This is a genomic window from Arcobacter sp., from assembly GCF_050300555.1.
In the GTDB taxonomy this organism is placed as follows: domain Bacteria; phylum Campylobacterota; class Campylobacteria; order Campylobacterales; family Arcobacteraceae; genus Arcobacter.
Genome location: NZ_JBNKXY010000018.1, coordinates 14,719 through 35,866, shown reverse-complemented (window position 1 = coordinate 35,866; position 21,148 = coordinate 14,719). Strand labels below are relative to the sequence as shown.

General features: G+C 25.5%; 24 protein-coding genes. 11 read left to right on the top strand and 13 right to left on the bottom strand.

Features of this window, described 5'->3' with window-relative positions:
- Window positions 1–4 precede the first annotated feature (4 nt).
- From ACQY5W_RS11905 to ACQY5W_RS11880, 6 genes are read left to right on the top strand one after another with little or no spacing between them, the layout of a single operon-like run.
- Entirely contained in the window at window positions 5–310 is a 306-nt protein-coding gene (locus ACQY5W_RS11905) for a hypothetical protein (RefSeq protein WP_428025195.1), read from the top strand.
- Window positions 311–319: 9 nt separating this feature from the next.
- Entirely contained in the window at window positions 320–1,021 is a 702-nt protein-coding gene (locus ACQY5W_RS11900; RefSeq protein WP_428025194.1) for an SDR family NAD(P)-dependent oxidoreductase, read from the top strand.
- Between the two features lie 5 nt (window positions 1,022–1,026).
- Entirely contained in the window at window positions 1,027–1,563 is a 537-nt protein-coding gene (locus ACQY5W_RS11895; protein WP_428025193.1) for a hypothetical protein, read from the top strand.
- A complete protein-coding gene (locus tag ACQY5W_RS11890) occupies window positions 1,556–2,032 on the top strand; it encodes a hypothetical protein (protein WP_428025192.1) in 477 nt (158 codons plus the stop codon). Before ACQY5W_RS11895 ends, ACQY5W_RS11890 begins: the two co-directional genes overlap by 8 nt.
- Window positions 2,019–4,151 (top strand): hypothetical protein, encoded by a 2,133-nt coding sequence (locus ACQY5W_RS11885; RefSeq protein WP_428025191.1) that lies wholly within the window; start codon window positions 2,019–2,021, stop codon window positions 4,149–4,151. The genes ACQY5W_RS11890 and ACQY5W_RS11885 overlap by 14 nt, the downstream gene beginning before the upstream one ends.
- Complete coding sequence (locus ACQY5W_RS11880) at window positions 4,132–5,346, top strand: AMP-binding protein (protein WP_428025190.1); 1,215 nt, start codon at window positions 4,132–4,134, stop codon at window positions 5,344–5,346. Before ACQY5W_RS11885 ends, ACQY5W_RS11880 begins: the two co-directional genes overlap by 20 nt.
- A gap of 5 nt (window positions 5,347–5,351) precedes the next feature.
- Here the strand turns inward: ACQY5W_RS11880 and ACQY5W_RS11875 are convergent, their stop codons facing one another.
- From ACQY5W_RS11875 to cmoA, 7 genes are all read right to left on the bottom strand, one after another.
- Entirely contained in the window at window positions 5,352–5,903 is a 552-nt protein-coding gene (locus ACQY5W_RS11875; RefSeq protein ID WP_428025189.1) for a lysophospholipid acyltransferase family protein, read from the bottom strand.
- A gap of 177 nt (window positions 5,904–6,080) precedes the next feature.
- Window positions 6,081–6,482, bottom strand: a complete 402-nt coding sequence (locus tag ACQY5W_RS11870; protein ID WP_428025188.1) for a hypothetical protein — start codon at window positions 6,480–6,482, stop codon at window positions 6,081–6,083.
- A gap of 91 nt (window positions 6,483–6,573) precedes the next feature.
- A complete protein-coding gene (locus tag ACQY5W_RS11865; protein WP_428025187.1) occupies window positions 6,574–7,365 on the bottom strand; it encodes a YihY/virulence factor BrkB family protein in 792 nt (263 codons plus the stop codon).
- A 9-nt stretch (window positions 7,366–7,374) separates the two neighbouring features.
- Window positions 7,375–8,763: an FAD-binding oxidoreductase gene (locus ACQY5W_RS11860; RefSeq protein WP_428025186.1), complete on the bottom strand. Its 1,389-nt coding sequence runs from the start codon at window positions 8,761–8,763 to the stop codon at window positions 7,375–7,377.
- The gene (locus tag ACQY5W_RS11855; protein ID WP_428025185.1) at window positions 8,753–9,829 is read right to left on the bottom strand and encodes a plasminogen-binding N-terminal domain-containing protein; all 1,077 of its coding nucleotides are present in this window, start codon (window positions 9,827–9,829) and stop codon (window positions 8,753–8,755) included. Before ACQY5W_RS11855 ends, ACQY5W_RS11860 begins: the two co-directional genes overlap by 11 nt.
- A 12-nt stretch (window positions 9,830–9,841) precedes the next feature.
- The gene (bcp, locus tag ACQY5W_RS11850) at window positions 9,842–10,345 is read right to left on the bottom strand and encodes a thioredoxin-dependent thiol peroxidase (RefSeq protein ID WP_428025184.1); all 504 of its coding nucleotides are present in this window, start codon (window positions 10,343–10,345) and stop codon (window positions 9,842–9,844) included.
- 11 nt (window positions 10,346–10,356) lie between these two features.
- Entirely contained in the window at window positions 10,357–11,067 is a 711-nt protein-coding gene (cmoA, locus tag ACQY5W_RS11845; RefSeq protein ID WP_428025183.1) for a carboxy-S-adenosyl-L-methionine synthase CmoA, read from the bottom strand.
- A 180-nt stretch (window positions 11,068–11,247) separates the two neighbouring features.
- Between cmoA and ACQY5W_RS11840 the strand changes: the two genes are divergently transcribed.
- Window positions 11,248–11,709, top strand: coding sequence for a hypothetical protein (locus ACQY5W_RS11840; RefSeq protein WP_428025182.1), 462 nt, complete (start codon window positions 11,248–11,250; stop codon window positions 11,707–11,709).
- 51 nt (window positions 11,710–11,760) lie between these two features.
- Here the strand turns inward: ACQY5W_RS11840 and ACQY5W_RS11835 are convergent, their stop codons facing one another.
- Together ACQY5W_RS11835 and tlyA are read right to left on the bottom strand one after the other, a co-directional pair.
- A complete protein-coding gene (locus ACQY5W_RS11835) occupies window positions 11,761–12,582 on the bottom strand; it encodes a bifunctional riboflavin kinase/FAD synthetase (protein ID WP_428025181.1) in 822 nt (273 codons plus the stop codon).
- 7 nt (window positions 12,583–12,589) lie between these two features.
- On the bottom strand, window positions 12,590–13,303 hold the full coding sequence (tlyA, locus tag ACQY5W_RS11830; protein WP_428025180.1) for a 23S rRNA (cytidine-2'-O)-methyltransferase TlyA: 714 nt from the start codon (window positions 13,301–13,303) through the stop codon (window positions 12,590–12,592).
- 14 nt (window positions 13,304–13,317) lie between these two features.
- Here tlyA and ACQY5W_RS11825 point away from each other — a divergent pair, with 14 nt between their 5' ends.
- A complete protein-coding gene (locus ACQY5W_RS11825; RefSeq protein WP_428025179.1) occupies window positions 13,318–13,899 on the top strand; it encodes a YigZ family protein in 582 nt (193 codons plus the stop codon).
- Window positions 13,900–13,965: 66 nt separating this feature from the next.
- Complete coding sequence (locus ACQY5W_RS11820) at window positions 13,966–15,378, top strand: type II secretion system protein GspD (protein ID WP_428025178.1); 1,413 nt, start codon at window positions 13,966–13,968, stop codon at window positions 15,376–15,378.
- A 3-nt stretch (window positions 15,379–15,381) separates the two neighbouring features.
- Here ACQY5W_RS11820 and ACQY5W_RS11815 read toward each other — a convergent pair whose 3' ends face one another.
- The gene (locus ACQY5W_RS11815; protein ID WP_428025177.1) at window positions 15,382–16,065 is read right to left on the bottom strand and encodes a hypothetical protein; all 684 of its coding nucleotides are present in this window, start codon (window positions 16,063–16,065) and stop codon (window positions 15,382–15,384) included.
- Between the two features lie 122 nt (window positions 16,066–16,187).
- Here ACQY5W_RS11815 and ACQY5W_RS11810 point away from each other — a divergent pair, with 122 nt between their 5' ends.
- Window positions 16,188–17,060, top strand: coding sequence for an AraC family transcriptional regulator (locus tag ACQY5W_RS11810; RefSeq protein WP_428025176.1), 873 nt, complete (start codon window positions 16,188–16,190; stop codon window positions 17,058–17,060).
- 1 nt (window position 17,061) lies between these two features.
- Here ACQY5W_RS11810 and ACQY5W_RS11805 read toward each other — a convergent pair whose 3' ends face one another.
- The 3 genes from ACQY5W_RS11805 to murA form a co-directional block, all read right to left on the bottom strand.
- The gene (locus ACQY5W_RS11805) at window positions 17,062–17,676 is read right to left on the bottom strand and encodes an HNH endonuclease (RefSeq protein WP_428025175.1); all 615 of its coding nucleotides are present in this window, start codon (window positions 17,674–17,676) and stop codon (window positions 17,062–17,064) included.
- A 10-nt stretch (window positions 17,677–17,686) separates the two neighbouring features.
- Window positions 17,687–18,808: a DUF5644 domain-containing protein gene (locus ACQY5W_RS11800; protein WP_428025174.1), complete on the bottom strand. Its 1,122-nt coding sequence runs from the start codon at window positions 18,806–18,808 to the stop codon at window positions 17,687–17,689.
- Window positions 18,809–18,874: 66 nt separating this feature from the next.
- On the bottom strand, window positions 18,875–20,140 hold the full coding sequence (gene murA / locus ACQY5W_RS11795) for a UDP-N-acetylglucosamine 1-carboxyvinyltransferase (RefSeq protein WP_428025173.1): 1,266 nt from the start codon (window positions 20,138–20,140) through the stop codon (window positions 18,875–18,877).
- Window positions 20,141–20,261: 121 nt separating this feature from the next.
- Here murA and ACQY5W_RS11790 point away from each other — a divergent pair, with 121 nt between their 5' ends.
- Window positions 20,262–21,143, top strand: coding sequence for a DMT family transporter (locus tag ACQY5W_RS11790; protein ID WP_428025172.1), 882 nt, complete (start codon window positions 20,262–20,264; stop codon window positions 21,141–21,143).
- Window positions 21,144–21,148: the final 5 nt, after the last annotated feature.

Genomic DNA, 21,148 nt, shown 5'->3' with positions numbered 1-21,148 from the left:
AAAAATGAATATTAAGATATTAGTAATTACTTTAACTGTTTTGTTAGGAGTAAATTGTTTTGCAGATAAACCTCAAAAAAATATTCCTTCTGGACTTCAAAAAAAAGTTCAAAAAGGTAAACCACTTCCTCCAGGATGGCAAAAGAAGATTGCTAAAGGTGAAGTGTTGGATTTAAAAACTTTATCAACTGCAAAAATTGTTTATTCTACGAAATATCCTAAGATTAATGGTACAAAAATTTATGAACTTGAAAATAAAATCTTTAGAGTTATGAGTGCCACAAGAGAAATATTAGAAGTATTGAAATAAGAGGCTAAATTGAATAAAAAAGTATTAGTTACAGGTGCTACTGGAAGTATTGGTGAAGCTATTGTAAAAGAGTTTGCTCAAAATGGTTATTTTGTGTATATTCATTACAATAGTAATAAAGAAAAAGCTGAAAAAATATTAGCTGATATAAATCAAAATGGAGAATTAATTTCTTTTAATATGCAAGATAAAAATTCTATTCGAGAAGCTTTAGAAAATCTTGATGTTGAAGTTTTAGTAAACAATGCTGGAATTATAAAAGATAATCTATTCTTCTTTATGGATGATAGTGAATGGGAAGATGTAATTACTACAAATCTAAATGGGTTATTTTATGTTACTAAAGTTGTTTCTAAAAATATGATGATGAATAAGCATGGTAGTATTGTAAATGTGGCATCAATTTCAGGAATAAGTGGTAATTCTGGACAAGCGAATTATAGTGCCAGTAAAGGTGGAGTTATCGCTTTTACTAAAACTTTATCAATAGAACTTGGAAGATATAATATTAGAGTAAATGCTTTAGCTCCAGGAATAATAGAATCAGAAATGATTGAAAATATACCAAATGTAAAAGAGCTAAAAAAGGTTATACCACTTAAAAGATTTGGTAAAGCAGAAGAGGTAGCAAAATGTGCTTATTTTATAGGTGTTGATGCTACTTATGTAAGTGGAGAAGTGCTAAATATTAGTGGAGCAATGGTAAGATAAAGCTTATGAATTTACTCATATCTTTATTTTATGCTCCTGCTGTTTTTTATTCATTAAGAAATTTTGAATTAAAAACAGTTTCTTTGATAATATTTATTTTTTCTTTTATTTGGCTAGTTTTTAGTATAAAAAAGAGTATAAAAGAGTATATTTTCCCTCTTTTTTATTTGTTTGTTTCTATTTTGGCATATTTTTTAGATAATTTTTTATTTTTAAAGATTTTGCCATTGTTAATTTCAGGATTAATTTCAATTTATATTTTATATAGCTATATTCATAAAAACTCATTTATATTTATTTTTTTGGAAAAATTTAATAAAAAAATTGAGGAAGAAGAAAAAATTTATATACATAAATCAACGCTTTTTTGGTTTGTGGTTTCTTTGAGTAATGTTTTGATTCATTCATTTGTACTTTATAGTAAAGATATGTTGTATTGGACTTTTTATTCATCTATTGGTTGGTATTTTTTGTTTATAGTTGCTGGAATTATGCAGTTTATTCATAAAAAAGTTTATTTTGAGGCTAAAGTACATGTATAAAGTTTTGTTTTTGTTTTTTATTTCTACTATGTTTTTGTTTTCAAATCCAATAAAATTTAAAGAAGAGAAATACATAAGTGCTTTAGATACAAGTGTGTTTAGATATGGTATTTTAAAAATAAATAATGACGTGTTGGAAGTTAAATATCCTAAAGATAATAAATCATTTGTTTTCACAAAAGAAAATATTATCGAAAATAATGGCAATAAAAAAACATTCTTAAACTACGAAGAAAATTTAGAGCTAACACTTTTTTCAAAAATTATAGATAGTATTTATAAAAACAAATTAGAAAATTTAGAAGAGTATTTTAGCGTTACAAAGGATGCTTCTAAAGTTATTTTAACTCCAAATGAATATATTGCAAATGTAATAAATAAAATAGAGTATGAAAAACTAGATATGAAATTGTTGTTTTTAAAAATATATTTTACCAATGATGATTGGATAAAAATTGTTGAAAATTAGTAACTACATCAATGCTTTACTATTTGTGGTATTGCTTTTTTTAACAATATCTTTTAACTCCTTTAATAGTATATCAACAGAACTTCAAACTATATTGCCAAATAGTGATAAAAAAGAATTGCTTAATAAATTTAATCAATTTGAAAAGAGTAAAAAGATATTTCTTAGTGTTGAAGGTTTGGATGAAAACTCTTTAATCAAAATCAAAAAACTTGAAGAAAAGTTTAAAAAAATTGATGGCTTACACCTTGAAAACTCTTATTCAAATAAAAAGTTAGAAAAATATAAAAACGACTATAAGTTTTTTATAGAAGATATTGATAAAAATGCTTTAGATAAGCTAAATATAACTAAAAAATTAGAAGAGATAAAAGCTCATTTAATCAACTCAACTTTTTCATTTTTTATTGATAAAAATGATCCCTTAGATATTTTTAAAGAGAATAATTCTTTGAAAACTTTATCTTTAAAAAATAATCATCTAATCATAAAAAATACGGCATATATTTCAATTTTTAATTTGGATAGTTCTATAAATTCGATTTCTAAATATGAAAATATTTATGATGAAATCCAAAAAGTTGTATCAACTGAAAAAGGTGTAAAAGTATTTTCCTCTATTTTTTATTTTGTTGAAAATTCAAGAATTATAAAAGATGATGTAAATAATATAATTTTCTTTTCAACGATAATATTACTTTTATTATATTTGGTCATTTTAAAAAACTTGAAACTACTTATTAATACTTTAATTACCTTGATTTCATCTATTTTATTGGCATTATTTATTTCTTCTTTTCTTTTTGATAAGTTGTCAATTTTTGTTATTGTTTTTGGTATATCAATTTCTACTGTTGCTATTGATTATATGTTTCATCATTATGTACATGAGTATTATGAAAAGGAAAAAAGTTTTAATAAAGATGTGTTTTTAGGAATGTTTACTACAGTTGGAGCATTTACTATTTTGTCTTTTGTTTCCTTTGATTTAATCAAACAGCTATGTTATTTTTCTATAATTTCACTTCTTTTTTCTTATGTTCAATTTGCATTTTTATATCCAAAAATTAAATTTTCTCAAAATGATATGGGTATAAAAAATTATAAACTTTATTCAAAAGTAAAACCTATATATGTGATAACAATTGCAGTTGTTTTGGTACTTTTTTCAATAGATAAGTTTCATTTTGATTTAAATCTAAAAAATCTTGATGTGGATAATATTCAACTAAAACAAAAAGAAGAATATTTTAATAATAAATTAAATCTTCAAGAAAATATGCCTGTTTTAATCAAAGCAAAATCTATTGATAAGCTAATTGAATCAGCAAGAGAATTAAAAAACAAATATCCAAATTCTTATATTCCTATTGCAGTATTAGTAGATGAAAAAAGTTTTACTGATAAAAAGCTTTTGTTAGATAACATTAATCTTAAAGAAATAAAAAATGAGTTAGATAAAGAGTCCATCAAGTTTGGTTTCAAAGCTAATTATTTTGCTGATGCTTATATTTTAAAAAATAATAAACCACTTTATACCCAAGAGACAATTAGAAATTTTGATATAGAAATTTTAAAGTTTAAGGATTATTTTTTAACTTATGCAAGTTTACCAAAAGATAAATTGGCAGAGTTTAGTAAGTATGATTTTGTAGAGAATATAAGTATAAAAAAAATGTTTGAAGAAAATTTAATTTCTATCTATGATGATTTATTTATTTTTGGTACTATAACAGTTGTTTTTATTTTGACAATGGTGTTTTTATCAACAAAAGACAACTTTCTTATCTCTTTTGCATATTTAATATTTCCAATATCTTTAATAGTAGCGTTAGCTTATTTTTTAACTTTTAACATTTTACATTTTTTTATGCTTTTTGTTATTATTTCAATTAGTATAGATTTTGGTATTTATTTGGGTTCAAAGGATTTAAATAATGCCACGTACAAAGCTATACTTTACTCTTTATTATCTACATTTGCTGGATTTGGTGTATTGATTTTTTCTAAAATAAATGCTCTTTTTTCAATAGGTATTATTGCAACTATTGGGATATTTGCAATTGCAATTTTAATAATAATTTTAAAAAGGCCTTTTTATGACTCTAAAAGTATTTAATGACAATGGTTCAATAAATGAATATGAAATAAAAAAAGAACTATTTTATGAAAAAGAGTATTTAAATAAAGTATCTTATATCTCTTCCTCTAAAAAAGAAGAAAATATTTTGAATATGCTCAAATCATATTTTTCAGGTGCCAAATCAATTTTGTTTGATGGTACAAATAAAGCACTTTATGATTTTTTAAAAGAGTTAAATATCAAAGAGTTTGCAGAAAAAAGTAATAATGAAAATATTTTTTATGATAAAGATTTTATGTTTTTGTATTTTAGTTCAGGAAGTACAGGATTTCCAAGTGGAGCTTTAAAAACTAAAGAAAATATCTTAGAAGAGATAGAAGTTATCTCTTCACTTTTAAAAAAATATAATATCAAAAGAGTTATTGTAACTGTTCCTTTTATCCATCTTTACGGCTCTTTATTTGGGTTGTTTTTTCCTTTGGTAAATGGAATTGATATAATCTTCAAAGAGCATTTTTTACCCCATGACCTTTTAGAAATGATAGATGATAACTCTTTGGTTGTAACTACTCCTTTGTATATTAAAGCATTAAATAGAATCAATGAATCAAAAAATCTTTCAAAATCATTATTTGTAAGTTCAACTGGACCGTTATTTCCAGATGATGCAAAAGAGTTCAATGATAAGTTTTCTACCAATATTTTGCAAATATTTGGTTCAACAGAAACAGGCGGAATCGCTTATAAATTTAACGATGAAACTCTTTGGACAATAACAAAAAAAGTAATTACTTCAATAAATGAAAACAATGAATTAAAAGTAGAGTCTCCATTTATCTCAAACTTGATTTATGAAAAAGAGTTTAAAACAACAAACCATCAAATACAAACTTTTGATTATGTGGAATTTGAAGGAAATAAATTTAAACTTATAGGGAGAAGTTCACAAATACTTAAAGTAGCTGGAAAAAGATATTCTACAATACAAATAGAAAATATCTTAGAAGAAATAGATGGAATTGAAAAAGCAGTTGTATTTGTGAATTCAAATAATAAAAATAGTTTAAAAGATGAAATTCTTGATATAACAATACAGAGTAAAAAAGAGTTTTTAGCTAAAGATATAAAAAAAATATTGCAAAATAAATTATCAAATATTAAGTTTTCTATTAATCTAAAAATAGTTGATAAAATAAAAATGTCATCAGTTGGGAAAAAATTGAGAATTTAGTAATTTTAAATTTTTTTAGAATATTCCAAATATTTTTCTTTCATTTCATTTTCTAGATTTATAAACCAGTCAGTATCTTTTGTTTCAATTGTATCTAAATATATGATTTTAATCTTTCCTGGAGTTACAATAAATTTTTTGGTATCTAGTCTTTCTCTTGTATTAACAAGAACTATAGGTTGTATTGTAAGATCAAATTTTTCAGCAATTATTTTTGATCCCTTATAAAATTTACTAATTGATGAGTTGTCTCCTCTTGTACCTTCTGGAAATATTCCTAAAATTTTACTATTTTCTAATGAAAGTTTACATTTTTTTAGTAATTTTTTTGAAAATTTATTATTTTTATCGACAAATATTAATCCCACAAGTTTAAATAGATAACCAAAGATTGGAATTTTTGATAAGGATTTTTTAGCAATCCATGAAATTTCAATTGGATGAATATATTCCATTACAATTACATCTAACATTGAGTTGTGATTTAGTAATATTAAATTACATTTTGAATTAAATTTACCAATTTCAGTTATTTTAACACCAATAATTTTAAGCATACTATAAGCCCAATATTTTCTTAATAGTTGCGCTTTTTGTTTAAATAATAGTATTAAAGGAATAGCAATAAGTAATGAAATAAATGAGTATATTGCTAAAAAAATAGTTCTTAAAGACATTTTATTTTAAGTTAAAATTACAAAACAATGTTTATGTAATAAAGACTATTGTCTTTATTACATTGAAAGTAATTGGATTTGAGTGTTAATAGCTTTTTGTAGATTTAAAATCCATCCATTATAGTTATTGTGGATAGTTCCTTTTTCTTTATCATAGTTAAGATTTAGACTATTATTATAAGTAATTGAATAATCTTTTTCATTATATGAAATATCAACTAATGCCATATGTTTTCTAAGATTTAATTGTCCTTGTGCTAATCCATCTTTAACTTTAGTTATTTTCCAACCTAACGTTGCACCTGCAGCATAAATTGCTTTGTACATATCTTGTTTTGTAAGTTTCTTCTCTGAAGTTACTGGATTATTTTTTACATTATAAACTGTAGCTACTCCACAACCTGTTAAGATAAATAATCCTAGAAAAATAGCACTTGCTACTTTTAAAACGTTTTTCATTTCTTTCTCCTTAAAAAATTTATGAATTATATCATTGTGGTTATTATAAAATAATTAATATGTTGTTTAATCGTAAAATTTAGCTGATTAATCAATATTTTAAATTATTTAACTCTTTTATATTTAAATTATGACAAAGTTTTACACCGTATAGGAAAACAATCCATGATGTATAAATCCATAGGAAAGTAAAAAGAAGTGTTGCCATTGAGCCGTAGAGGGTTGTATATGTTTGATTATATAAAATATAGTATATAAATAGGTTTTTTGTTATTGAAAGTATTATTAGGGTTAAAAATGATGATATTAGTGCTGATTTAATTGTAATGTATGTATTAACAGTGAGTTTAAATAAGCCAAAAAATATTGTCCATCCTAATAGTGTTGTTAATATAAAATCAAAAATTGTATTGTTATAAAATGTTGTTATAAATATGTACATTGCAAAAACTATTGGAAGTAGGGTGATAAAAAAAAGATAAAAGAAAAAAGAAGCATAAATAGATTTTCTTTTTGCTTGGTGAATTTTATTTACAATATATTCATAGTCTTTAAAAAACATAGTAAATACAAAAAGCATATAAATAATTCCAATATTTCCAAGCTTATCAGAGTTTGCTATGAAGTTTTTAAATTGTTGGGCAAAGTTTTGTGAATGGGATGGATTGATTAGATTTAGTATGTAATTTATAAACAAATCAACATAATCATTGAATTGTTCTAGGTTTGATATTATTGCAATAATTAAAGCAAAAATTGGAAGAATAGAAAAAATAGTAAAAAAACTTAGACTTGCTGCATAATAAGTAGTATCATCATTAAAAAACGAATCAAGCGCATCTATTATTTTGGCAAATAGTTTTTTACTACTTTTTTTTTCCATTAGTTCACTTTATAATCCCATCTTATGTGGATTTAATATGTTATTTGGATCAAAGGCTTTTTTGATACTTTTAAATAGTTCAAGTTCAGCTTTGTTAAATGCAATATCCATAAAAGGAGCTTTTGATAGACCAATACCATGTTCACCACTTAAAGTTCCACCCATATCAACTACAAGTTGGAAAATCTCTTCAATAGCTTTATGTCCATCATTCATCTCTTTTTCGTTATTTTTGTCTTTAACCATTACATTAACATGAATATTTCCATCACCTGCATGTCCAAAGCAAGGAACATTGAATCCATATTTATCACCGATTTTGTATATTTCTTCAAGTGCTTCTGGTAATTTACTTCTTGGAACTGAAATATCTTCATTAAGTTTTTTTGTTCCATATATTGCAGTTGCTGGAGACGCGTTTCGTCTTGCAAACCATAGTTTGGCAGCTTCTTCATCATCTTTTGCAATTATAAATTCTGTTGAACCATATTGTGCAAAAGAGTCTTTTAGTGTTTTTAATTGTTCATCAACTTCTGCTTGACTACTTCCATCAACATCACCAACTAAAATTCCACCTGCATTTTCAGGTAGACTAACTTGTGGAAATTTTTGTCTTAAAGCTTTTATAACTAAAGCATCTAAAAATTCCATTGCAACAGGATTTGCACCAGCAGCAAGTGATTTAAATACAGCATTCATGGCTTTATTTACATCAGGGAAAACACCCATGTATGTTTGTTTGAATTTTGGTTTTGGAATAAGTTTTAGTGTGATTTCTGTAATAATTGCTAGGGTTCCTTCACTTGCTATTAAAATACCAGCAGTGTTATATCCTGCAACGTCTTTTATAGTTTTTTTACCAGCTCTTATTATTTCACCATTTGGTAAAACTGCACGAAGCGCTACCACATAATCTTTTGTGATACCGTATTTTGCTGCTCTCATTCCACCTGCATTTTCACTTACATTTCCACCTAAAGTAGAGTAGTGTTCACTTGCAGGATCTGGTGGATAAAATAATCCTACTTCTTCAACTGCTTTTTGAAATTCCATGTTTATAAGACCTGGTTGTACAACACCCAACAAGTTTTGCATATCTATTTCAAGTAGTTTATTCATATGTCGTTCTAAACTTAAAATAATACCACCTTCAGAAGGTAAAGCTCCTCCTGTAAAGCCACTTCCTGCACCCCTTGGAACAATTACAATTTTATGTTCATTACAATATTTTAATACATCAGAAACATCTTGTTCATGTCGAGGAAATACAACGGCATCTGGCTCAAATCTCTCTTTTGTAGCATCATAACAGTATGCAATAAGGTGAGCTTTGTCACTTTTTACATTTTCTTCTCCAACTATAGAGATAAAATGTTCTATATGCTTATTATTTATCATTATTTAGTCCTAAAATATTTGAATAATAATTGTTATAATCTATTTTTTTACCTTTTCCTTTATTATTTGCTAAATCACCATATAAAATCTCTTCTTCTGTTCTATCATCATTTAAAAAGTCTGTAATAACTGAAAAGTCAAACCAACTCCAAATATCAGCAGTAAAAATACTTGATTCAATATTTTCAATTCTTGTATAAAATGGCATTTGTGTAGTACTTGAGATATTTGCAATTTTTTGTTTATTTAAAACAGTAAAAGTTCTACTATCTAAAATATAAATATCTGATTTTAGTACTATAAAAATAGTTCCCATATTTTGTGAAAGAGCAAACTCTTGAATCATTTTTTGTGTTGGAAGAGGTCTATATTCACTTTTTAAATATGCAGCAAAAATATCAGAGTGTACGAAGTTATTTTGAGTAAATTTTTTTCTAGCAGCTCTAAATGAATCAATATTTGGTGTAATTAACAAACTTTGGTCATACATATAATTTAAAATAAATTGATCATCATTTTCTACAACTCTATTTGATGTAGGTATTGCATTTTGTTTTAAATCGAAAAATGGAATAAATTTTATTACAGAAGAGTTTTCATTTGAACTTTCCACATAAGCACTTGAGATAATAATAGTATTACCATCTTTATATTTATGTTGAATGATACCACTTTGTCCAACTTTTAGATTTCCAATATTTATTGTCGCTTTTTCTTTAGTTACATTTGAAACCAAACTGGTTTGAACCTGCATATCAACATCTTTTGTAATATCATTTGTAGAAGTTAACTCTTTACTAATAGCAGTTGGATTTATATCACTTAAAATATAGTTATAATCTAAGCCTTTATCAGCTGATTTTATTTCGATATCTTTAATATACCAACCAGCTCTTCTCATCTCTTTTAAAGATTTTTCACCCTTACACTCACCACCATCAAGTTTTACTGTTTCAATGCTTGAAGGAGTTTCCCAAGATTTTTTATAACAAATTGTTGTTTTTGCACTTAAAGTATTTGCAACTAAAAGAGTTGCTCCAAGTAGTAATAATCTATTTTTTATCATTCTTTTTCCTTATTAAGCTTGTAACTCTTTTAGTTTTTCTTTTACTTCGTCTATGTGAAGAACTTCAACAGTTTCACCCTTTACTTTTTTCTTTTTTCTTACACTTACTTTTTCCCACATAGCAGCTATTTCACCTTGTGGATTGATTATAAATGTACTTCTAACAACGCCCATAGATTCTCTACCCATAAATTTTTTAAGTTGCCAAACGCCATAATCTTCACACATTTTTCTTTCAGTATCTGCAAGTAATGTAATACTTAAATCATATTTCTCTATAAATTTTCTATGTTTTGCAGTTGTATCTGGACTTACCCCTAGAATAGTAGCATCTAAGTCATCAAATTCTGGCATTGAAGCTGTAAAATCACAAGCTTCTGTAGTACATCCTGGAGTATCATCTTTTGGATAAAAATATAAAACTATCCAGTTACCTTTTATATCTCTAAGACATATTTCCACATCATCTTGATTTGGAGCACAAAAATCTGGAGCAATTGTTCCTACTTTTAACATAATATAATTCCTTAATCTTTTATTGCTATAAATGTTGCAAAATTTACCCATTTGAAAAGTGTTTCACAGTGGCTAAATCCTGCATCTTCAATCATTTTTTTATTTTCTTCTTCAGTATATGGTATTAAAACATTTTCTAAAGCTTCTCTTTTTTGAGAGATTTCAAACTCTGAATATCCTTGAGTTTTTTTGAACTCATAATATTCATCGATACATTGTTTATTTAAAACTTTATTTGAAGAGATTACTTTTTCACTGAAAATAAATATTCCCTTTTTATTTAAAGAGTCATATATTTTTTTTATGAGTTTCTCCCTTTGTAAAGGGCGTATAAATTGAAGTGTATAGTTAGATATAATTAAGTTTGCATCCAATAAATCCACATCATGAATATCGCCACAAATAAAATCAATATCAACACCAAAAGCCTTAGCTTTATTAGAAGCTCTATTTAACATAGCTTGAGAATTATCAATTCCAATCAAGTTTAGTTTTTTGTCACAATGTTTACTTAGTTCTATTAATGTTGAAGCCGTTGAACAACCTAAATCATAAACCTTATAATCATCTTCTAAAAAATTTAGTGCAAAATTTATTGTTAATCTTTGCATCTCTTTATAATATGGAACTGAGCGATTTAGCATGTCATCAAATACAGATGCTACCTCTTCGTCAAATTCAAATTGTTTTTTAATTGATTTATTAAATACTTTATCTACCATATAGATATTCTATCAAAATGATTATTAATAATCATTTACTTTTAGTAAAGTTTTAATATATGTAAAGTCTTATAAATTATTCTTTTTATGTATTATATTTTGTTTATTAAATAATTAATAAATATTAAGATAATTATTATACAATTCACATGAAACAATTAAATAAAATCAGGAGAAAATATGAAAAAATTGTTAATTTTAATTTTGTCGGTTTTTTTTGCGACAGCGTCTTTTGGTGCTACTGAGAATATTCATCAGTGGTTAGTTAATCCTTCTTCAGTATGGAGAACAGGTATTTCTTTAACAAATGCATGTAATGTAGATGATGTTGATGTGATCATTAAACTTTGGAAAGCAGATGGTTCTTTACTTTCAAATAAACAAATTTCATCAGATTACACAACTGATTCAAATGGTGAAATTTCTTTGCATTTAATTCCTCATCAAAGTACTTTTGTAACTATTTCATTTGGATATTTTGATACATTTACTCATGGTAGTGGGACTGTTACAACTTCATATTCAAAGTCAGGTGTTGAGTGTCTTGTAGGTTCTTACAGCTCTGATACTACAGTTTCTAGTGCCCCAAATCCATATGGGCATTCATATGGATTCTTATTAAATAATGGTAAAAAGTTCTAAAAAACTTAATATGTAAACTTATTCATTTGATAAGTTTACATGTTTATATTTTTAAATCTTAAAATAGTTTTTACAATCATTTATATCATTTAAAATTTGATTTTTTAAATCTTCAAAGGAATCAAATTTTTTATTATCTCTTGTCTTTTCATAAAACTTTATGCTTACATCTTTTTCATGTACTTGGATTTCATTATTTATTATGTGGGTTTCTATGGCAAAACTACCATCTGTAGTTACTCTATGTCCTATAAAGGTTATTGAAGGGTAACTTTCTCCATCTACTATTGTTTTGGTGATATAAACTCCTTCTTTAGGTAGAATATATTCAGTTACTTTAAGATTTATTGTAGGTACAAACTCTTTTTTACCTAAACCTTGACCACGAATTTGTAGCCCTTTTATTTTATATTTTCTTCCAAGTAGGGTATTTACAGTTTTAAAATCACCAGTTTTGATGTACTCTCTAATAACCCTTGAGTGTACAGGGATATCATTTACACTGATTTCATTTATAACAACTACATCTCCATCAAAGATTGATTTTAATTTATCCACACAATAAGTTCTATTTTTGCCAAAACAAAAATCAAATCCAACAACTATTTTTTTTAGCTTTGGAAACTCTTTTTTTAGTTGGTTTATGAACTCTTTACCATCTAAGTGTTTTATATCTTCTAACTCATAATAAAAAATTGGAAAATTTGTATATTCTTCTCTTTCTTTTTTTGGTGTCATGTTTACGTAACCTGATTCAATAACTATTATGGCACCATTTTTAGTTAGATTTGTAAATAAAGATTGATGGGCAATATGCATACCATCAAAGCCACCAATTGCAATAGATGTTATACTATTTTTCATTTTTTCCATAACTTACCTATATATTTTTTTGAAAGTAAAAAAGTTCTTCGATGTTACCATCTTTACCTTCTAGTTTACTTTTAGCATTTTTAATTAGATTCCAATTTAAAAGTTTAGTTGCATCTAGAAACTTCACTCTTGCTTGTTCTATGGCATTTTTATCTTTTACCATACCTTTTTTATCTCTTTTTATATTTGTACCCACTTCAAACTGTGGTTTAAATAGTACTATTATATCTTTTTTTGATAATCTATTTATATCAGATAAAATATTGTGTAAACTTATAAATGAAACATCACAAGTTACTATATCAAAACTTTTTTCTGAAGAAAAATCTCTTATATCACAGTTTTCAAAAAACTTTATTTTATCATGGTGTTTTATTTTTTCATGTAACTGGTTTGAACCAACATCAACACAAGTAACATTAGCAACAGAATTTTCAAGTAGTATTTGGGTAAAGCCACCAGTACTTGAGCCTATATCTAGTGCATTTAAATTTTCAAGGTTTAAATTTATTTCATCTAAAAAGTATTTTAATTTATAAGCAGCTCTAGAAACATAAAAAGTATCTTCAAGTATCTCTACTTTTTGATTCTCTTCTACATTAAAAGATGGTTTTGATATAATGGCACCATCTATTTTTATTTTATTTGCTTTTATAAGTTCATGCGCCTTATTTCTACTTTGTATGTCGAAAGCTTTTGTTAAAAATAAATCTAATCTCATGGGTGGAATTATAGTTGAAATATGTTCAAAAAGAGTTTAGCTCAACTTTTGAAGAGAAAAAGTCAAAATTTCATGCTTTTTTAGCTCCTTATTCAAAATTTAATGAAGTGATGGAGCGATTAAAAAATGAGCATCCAAAAGCAAGGCATTTTGTTTATGCTTACAGATATTTAAATGAATTTGACCAAATTATAGAAAACAGTAGTGACGATGGAGAGCCAAAAGGTACAAGTGGAAAACCTTGCTTAAATGTCTTGGCTGGAAATGATTTAATAAATACTTTTGTAATAGTTGTAAGATACTTTGGAGGAGTAAAACTTGGAACTGGCGGATTAGTTAGAGCTTATAGTGATGCTGTTAATAGTGTTATTAATATTGCTCAATTAGAAACCTATCAAAAACTTGAGATAAAAAAATTGCAATGTGAATATAATGAGTTGTCAAAACTTGAATATTTAATTAAAAATTCAAATATAGATATATTAGGCAAAGAGTTTAATTTAAAAGTAGAGTTATTACTACAATCTACAAAAGGAAATTTTGAACAATTTGAAAAAGAGTTGCCTTTAGGAATAAAATTAGAAATAAAAATATAATTTAGCTGTAAAAATTAAGAAATTAATATATATAATAATCTTTAAAATTATTTAAAAGGAAATAATTTGAAGATATTACTCTTTTTATTAATGGTATTTTCTGTATTACTAAATGCAAAAACAGATGATTTTATAAATATAAATTTTAAAAATCTTGATATTGAAGAACTTATAAAAATCACTTCTAAACAACTTAATAAAAATATTTTTTATGTTGATAAAATTGAAGGAAAAGTTGATCTAATCACCAATGAAGCAATAAAAAAAGATAAACTTTTGGATATATTAGATTATGCTTTGTCGAAAAAAGGATTTAAGTTAATAAAAGATGATGAGATATTAAAAATTGAAAATATTAATAAGCAAGGTGTAGAAAATAAAGTTGTTGAGGTAATAAGAATTAAAAACTTAGAAGCTCAAAATTTACATGATGTAATAAATGCTATTTTTATAAATGAAAAAATTACATTAAACAAAAATAGTAATCCTCTTATAACTACAGAAAAACAAACGAACTCTATAATCATAACTGGTACAAAAAGTAGTGTTAATAAAATAAAAGATTTTATCAACAAATTAGATAGTGCAAGTTCTCAAATATATATAAAAGCAAAAATAGTAGAAATAAGTGAAACAAAAACAAAAGAGATAGGTTTGGAATATGGTCTAAATGGCTTTAATAAATATAGTTCAAGTACCTTAAGTACATTTTCAAGTTCCTTTAACACTTTAAAAAGCACTGCAATAGATTTTTCACAGTTTAGTAGTTTTGGATTTGATATAAATTCCTTATCAAAGGGTTTAACTTTAGGTGCTACAATAAATTTTCTTAAACAAAACCAGGCAGTTGATGTAATTTCAGAACCTTCTATTTTATGTATAAATAATAAAGAGTCATCTATTTATGTGGGTGAAACTAAGTCTTTTAAAACTGGGCAAACCACAAATAACTCTGGTACAACTGAATCATTTAAAAGGGAAGAGATAGGTTTGCGTTTAAAAGTTAAGCCTAGAATATCAGATAATAAAATAATTTTAGATATTAATACTATAGTTGAAGATGCAAAAGAATCAACAACAAGTGAAAATCTTGATACCTCAAAAAAAGAGGTAAAAACTACTGCTATATTAAATAATGCAGAGAGTGTGATAATTGGAGGATTAATCAAAAGTAAGAAATTTCAAACAGACTCAGGACTTCCAGTTTTAAAAGATATACCAATCTTAGGTAATTTGTTTAAAAATGAAAAATATATAAATGATAAAATAAATTTGGTGGTAATTATTACTCCTTTTATTATTCCAAAAGATTCAACATTAAGTATCATAAAAAGTAAGGTGGATTATTTAGATAGTTTGGAAGAGGTTTATGTAAATAGTTTACTTAAAACAATAGAGCAAAAAAAAGAAAAAAAGAATAACCATTTAAAAAGAAATTATATTGATGTTTTAAATGGTTATTCTAAAAATGAAGACTAAATACTACTTTTTTCTTTTTACTCTAATTTTTGATACTCTTTTGTCATTGATTTTATAAGTATATTCTAAATATTTTTTTACCATAAATTCAGATAAATCATACATTTCATCTAGATTTGTTTTAACTCTCCATGAATTTATTTGTTCTGTTTTTGAGATATGCTTTTTTATTTCAATATTGTTTTTATTATAAATATTTAAGAGTTTTTCCGTAGGAAAATTTTCTATTACACTGTGACCTATAAAAGATTTTTGATACTCTTTTTTAAAGTAATGAATTAGAGAAAATGCTAACAGTTCAGGGATAAAATATGTGCCTTTTGTAATTTTAGTAGAAAAAAGTGATGTAAGGTATTGATAATATACCCTCATTGGTTCAAGGTTTTTAGAGATTTTTGAAAAAATAGGTGATTGATTTTTATTTTTAAATATATAAAGTAAAGTTTCACTTACAACAATATTATTTTCCAAATAACATTTTAAGTCATGTACACTTTTATTTATAAATTCTATTTCATAACTATTTATTGGTAAAGTGTCTTTTTTTGTTTTATCTTTAATATCAATTTTTTCATAATCACATAAAAGAGCATGAATAATTAATAATAGTGTATCAACTTTTATTTTCTTTAAATTAAAAGAATTACAATGATTGAAGACCAATTTTAACTGTTCATTTTTGTCCATAAATACCCTAAAAATTTATTTAATCTATTTTAGGAAAATAAATTTATTACTTCTTCTTTTTTTGTGCTAAATATATTATCTATTAGTGCTAATTTTATAGTTTATTTTTGCTATAATTTCTTATGAAAAAAGAGACGTTACAAAAAAGAACAAAAATAGCAAATGACATTATGTATTATATTTACACTCATATTGATACTCATATTGATATAGAAGAGTTAAGTATTGATCTTGATGTTAGTAAATTTCACATGCACAGAATCTTTAAAGATGCTTTTGGAAAAAATATTTATGAAAGTATCAAATCTATACGTTTACAAAAGGCATCAAATCTTCTTTTGACAAATAAATATTCTACTATATCAAATATAGCAAACCAATGTGGATATTCTTCTCAATCTTCATTTATCAAAAGCTTCAAAGAGCGATTTGACATGACTCCCAAAGAGTGGAGAAATACAGGATATAAAGATTATTCTACAAAAATTTTACAACAATCTCAAAAAGCCATGCAATCTACTGCAGATTTTTCAAATATGACCCCTACAATAGTAAAAATGCCATTTTTTGAGAGTTTTTATATTAGAAATAATGGTTACAATGCAAATATAAAAGAGGCCTGGCAGAAACTTCAAACTTGGATTTTATCAAATGATATAAAAGATTATCAACAAATAGCACTCTTCCATGATAATCCAACTATTACACCTTTGAGTGAGTGTCAATATATCGCTTGTATTGTAACTGATGACAAAAATATTAAAAGTGATAGATTACCAAATTTTAAAATATCTGAAGGTGTTTATGCCAAATTTGATTTAATAGGTAAAAGGGGTGATATTCTTAAATTTATACATTGGGTTTATCATGAATGGCTTCCTAAAAGTGAGTATGAAACAACAACCAAACCCTCATATGTAATATATAGAAAGAATAATTTTTTAAATGAAGAAAATGAATTTGATTTGAGTTTTTATGTATCTATTAATTATTAAACTATTTTAGATATTTTTTCTTGAGCATGTAGAATATATTTAAATCTTTCATAAGTTTTTCAGGATTTTCACTATGGATTATTTTATTACAATCATTACATAAAACAGTTAGATTCTCAAAATGATATGTTCCCCCACTTTCGATATCTTTAATTAAAAGTAACATTGAAGTATCAAGTTTTATGGGGCTACCACATCTATTACATCTATAATTATCTCTTTTTATAACCAATTCTTTTCTTCTTAAAAGATTATTTGCTGTGCTATTTTTGGGAATAGATTCTTTTTCATAATTACCCCATAAAAGCTCATTAGCTATGCTTTTTTGTGTTCTTTTTATATATGGTAAATTAATAAATTGATTAATAATGTCTTCAATAATTAGTAAAATAGAGAGATCTTTTGAGTTTGATTTATTTATCAAATCTATTTTTGAAAAATCAAAATTGATTTTAGGATGGCTATTTTTTAAATAAATTTGCATATCTTTGATTAGATATGCAATATTATTCTTATTGTAGTAAAACTTAAATACTTTTTTTCTATAAATATAAAAAGGTAATAATAAAATAATTATGATTAATGCTAAGATTATATAATCATATCCAAGAATCATAATTTTCCCATTATATTATTTGGGGATCTACCGTATGATTTTTAAGTGTAGTTTTTACTAAATCATGTTCACCAATAGCAAGATTTTCAAGTTCATTTATATGTAAAACAGGGATATTAATCTCTCTTCCAATAATTTTTTCCATATTTTTTCTATTTGAATCAAGTAAATAAAAATCTTGGTCATTATCAACAACTATAAAATCAGCTCCACTATCGTAAGCATCAAGCATTAGATTTGAAGTTATTTTGTAAGTTAGTTCTGGATTTATATGAAAAGTATCCTTAGCTAAGTCTTGATTTAGAGATGATAGATTTAATACTTTTGCTTTAAGTTTTGAGATTAAGTTTGTTTTTTCTTTAGAATCTTCTGATTTTAAGTAAGCTAAATTAAAATCTTCAAAGGAGTGTTTAATCTCTAAAGAGTTTTTAAAACTACCAAAGTCTATTGTTTTAGAAGAGTTTATTTTAAAGTTTTGCTTTTCACTAGGTTTTGAAATATTTAGTTTGCTTCTCAACGCAATAATTTTATCTTCAATATTTTGGTCGAAATTTAAAATTCTGTTGCTTAAACTTGTGTGATACTCTATCCCATATTCATACTCTTTTATTCTATTTAAAATAGCTTTTTCTTTTTCAGGAAATTTTTCTATTAAATTTGAAGCTAAAAGTAAAATTGCATCACCTATATAGTTGTATTCAACATTTAAAGTATTTGAAGCATAAAAATAAGGTTTATAAGATTGGTAAAGTTCTTTAAACTCTTTGTCAATATTTGTGCTTAACATATCTGTACTAATAAATTCACTTAAAATTGAAAGTTTAGAATTAAAATCATCTTCATTCATTATAAAATCTTTATTTACTCTTCTAATACTTAGTGGCTCGATTTTAATGTCATTTCCAAAATTTGACTTAATTTGTTTGCAAGTTGTCATTACATTCATGTAAATTCCATTTACAACTATGTAACTGCTTGGACTATTTTCAAATGAAAATTCATTTTCACTGTTTAGTTTATTTAAAACTGTTAAAAGTGTATTATTCTCTTCTACACTCAAAAAATGCTTAGTGTAATATGGTAAATAATCAGATTTACAATCAAATCTAAATAAAGAGATTTCAAGTTTCATATTTCTACCTTAATTTATTAAATTTATTTTAGTTAAATATTTCTTAATGAATAATAATAAAAATTATTATTCATTAAAGCTTTTAATATCAACACCGATATTTAGTAACTTTCCTTCTAAATCTTCATATCCTCTATCAAGGTGATAGATTCTATGAATATTTGTTTCACCTTCTGCAACTAATGCCGCAAGAACTAACGCCGAACTAGCTCTTAAATCAGTAGCCATAACATCAGTACCATTTAAACTATTTGGTGTACCTGTTATTGTAGCGATATTTCCATTTAAATGTATATCTGCTCCCATTCTAAGAAGTTCACTTACGTGCATATATCTATTTTCAAATAATCTCTCATCAATCGTACTGGTACCATTTGCCTGTGTAGCTAGTGCCATGAACTGAGCTTGCATATCAGTTGGAAAACCAGGATACTCTGTTGTGATTATATGTACTGGTTTTATTTTCTCACTTGGAAATATAGTGATTTCACTTTGTGTTGTTTCAACTTTAAAGTTCATCTCTTCAAGTTTTGAGATTACAGCATCTAAATGTAAAGGCTCAACATGCGTAATTGTTAATTTAGAATTTGTAATAGCCGCTGCACACATATAAGTTCCAGCTTCTATTCTATCAGGAATTATATCAAAATCTTTAAATTCAAGAAGTTTTCTATTTGTTCCTTCAATTGTGATTGTTGAAGTTCCAATTCCATCAATATTTAAGCCAGCATTTTTTAAAACTTCACATAATTGCACTATTTCAGGCTCTTTTGCACTATTTATAATTTGAGTTTTTCCATTTGCTAATGCTGCAGCCATTATTGCATTTTCTGTTCCCCCAACTGTTACTTTATCAAAAACTATTTTTGCACCTTTTAATCCATTTGGAGCAGTTGCTTTTATATATCCAGCTTTTATTTCAATAATTGCACCCATTGCTTCCATAGCTTTTAAGTGTAAATCAACAGGTCTTTGTCCAATAGCACATCCGCCAGGTAATGATACTTCACAATGTCCAAATCTAGATAACAACGGTCCTAATACAAGTATTGAAGCTCTCATTGTTTTTACAATATCATAAGTTGCTTTTGTCTCTTTTAGATTTTCTGTAGATATGTTGATACTATTTTTTTGTTTTGAATATTCAGCACCTAATTTTTCAAGTAACTTTAACATAGTATTGATATCAACAACATCAGGAAGGTTTCCAATATTTATTTTATTGTTAGATAATATAGTTGATGCAAGTAGTGGCAATGCCGCATTTTTTGCACCAGAAATTTTTATCTTACCTTGTAAATTTTTTGAAGACCTTAATTTTAAATATTTCATTTTTTCCCTATTATTTTATTTCATTATTTTTTATCTATTAAAACTATTTATTATTTATTGAAAATAATTGGATTTTAACAAAAGATTAATTAAAATTCGGTTTTTATTCCCTAGGATTATAATGGATACAGAAACTTCACAAGGCATAAAGTATATGCTTTTGGCATCACTTTTATTTGCTTTTATGGGAGCTTTTGCAAAAGAGTTAAGTTCTTCTATGAGTTCAATCGAAGTTGTTTTTTTTAGAAATATATTTGGTGTATTTTTAATTACTATATCTTTGTACAAAAAGCCTGTAAAACAAAGGGGCGGAAAACCTTTATTACTATTTTTTAGAGGTTTTATTGGATTTGCTGCTTTAGTTATGTTCTTTTATAATATCTCTTACATCTCACTTGCTGAAGCAATGACTTTTTCAAAAACATCTACAATTTTCACAGCTTTATTTGCCTTTATTTTCATAAAAGAAAAATTGTCTATTAAAGGTTGGATTGGTATTTTTATTGGTTTTATAGGAATACTTTTCATTACAAAATTTGATGGTAGTTCCCTTGATAAGTCAGATTGGTTAGGGATTTTTTCAGGTGTTGGAGCAGCATTAGCATATACTGCTGTTAGGGAATTAAGAACTTTTTATGATACAAGGGTTATTGTTTTATCATTTATGACAATTGGAACAGTTGGACCAGTTATATTAATGGTTATTGGAACATATTATACAAATAGTAGTTTCGATTTTATTTTAGGTACATTTACTATGCCAAATTTAAAGGACTTATTATTTATTGTGCTTATGGGAACGACTGCAACTTTTGCTCAAATATATATGACAAAAGCTTATGCAAGTGTGAAAGCAGGGATAATAGGTACAATTTCATATAGTACTTTAGTTTTTGCAATTATACTTGGAATGGTTTTAGGGGATAAATTTCCTGATATTTGGATAATATTAGGTATAATTTTAATCGTTATTAGTGGAGTTTTAGCTTCAAGTAAAAAATAAGGGGA

Bases quoted from the DNA above. Each gene is read 5' to 3' on its own strand.
- ACQY5W_RS11895 (WP_428025193.1), top strand. From the start codon at position 1,027: ATGAATTTACTCATATCTTTATTTTATGCTCCTGCTGTTTTTTATTCA.
- ACQY5W_RS11835 (WP_428025181.1), bottom strand. From the start codon at position 12,582: ATGGAAAAAATGAAAAATAGTATAACATCTATTGCAATTGGTGGCTTT.
- ACQY5W_RS11880 (WP_428025190.1), top strand. From the start codon at position 4,132: ATGACTCTAAAAGTATTTAATGACAATGGTTCAATAAATGAATATGAA.
- ACQY5W_RS11815 (WP_428025177.1), bottom strand. From the start codon at position 16,065: ATGGACAAAAATGAACAGTTAAAATTGGTCTTCAATCATTGTAATTCT.
- ACQY5W_RS11800 (WP_428025174.1), bottom strand. From the start codon at position 18,808: ATGAAACTTGAAATCTCTTTATTTAGATTTGATTGTAAATCTGATTAT.
- ACQY5W_RS11875 (WP_428025189.1), bottom strand. From the start codon at position 5,903: ATGCTTAAAATTATTGGTGTTAAAATAACTGAAATTGGTAAATTTAAT.
- ACQY5W_RS11870 (WP_428025188.1), bottom strand. From the start codon at position 6,482: ATGAAAAACGTTTTAAAAGTAGCAAGTGCTATTTTTCTAGGATTATTT.
- ACQY5W_RS11865 (WP_428025187.1), bottom strand. From the start codon at position 7,365: ATGGAAAAAAAAAGTAGTAAAAAACTATTTGCCAAAATAATAGATGCG.
- ACQY5W_RS11790 (WP_428025172.1), top strand. From the start codon at position 20,262: ATGGATACAGAAACTTCACAAGGCATAAAGTATATGCTTTTGGCATCA.
- ACQY5W_RS11840 (WP_428025182.1), top strand. From the start codon at position 11,248: ATGAAAAAATTGTTAATTTTAATTTTGTCGGTTTTTTTTGCGACAGCG.
- murA (WP_428025173.1), bottom strand. From the start codon at position 20,140: ATGAAATATTTAAAATTAAGGTCTTCAAAAAATTTACAAGGTAAGATA.
- cmoA (WP_428025183.1), bottom strand. From the start codon at position 11,067: ATGGTAGATAAAGTATTTAATAAATCAATTAAAAAACAATTTGAATTT.
- ACQY5W_RS11855 (WP_428025185.1), bottom strand. From the start codon at position 9,829: ATGATAAAAAATAGATTATTACTACTTGGAGCAACTCTTTTAGTTGCA.
- bcp (WP_428025184.1), bottom strand. From the start codon at position 10,345: ATGTTAAAAGTAGGAACAATTGCTCCAGATTTTTGTGCTCCAAATCAA.
- ACQY5W_RS11905 (WP_428025195.1), top strand. From the start codon at position 5: ATGAATATTAAGATATTAGTAATTACTTTAACTGTTTTGTTAGGAGTA.
- ACQY5W_RS11890 (WP_428025192.1), top strand. From the start codon at position 1,556: ATGTATAAAGTTTTGTTTTTGTTTTTTATTTCTACTATGTTTTTGTTT.
- tlyA (WP_428025180.1), bottom strand. From the start codon at position 13,303: ATGAGATTAGATTTATTTTTAACAAAAGCTTTCGACATACAAAGTAGA.
- ACQY5W_RS11805 (WP_428025175.1), bottom strand. From the start codon at position 17,676: ATGATTCTTGGATATGATTATATAATCTTAGCATTAATCATAATTATT.
- ACQY5W_RS11860 (WP_428025186.1), bottom strand. From the start codon at position 8,763: ATGATAAATAATAAGCATATAGAACATTTTATCTCTATAGTTGGAGAA.
- ACQY5W_RS11810 (WP_428025176.1), top strand. From the start codon at position 16,188: ATGAAAAAAGAGACGTTACAAAAAAGAACAAAAATAGCAAATGACATT.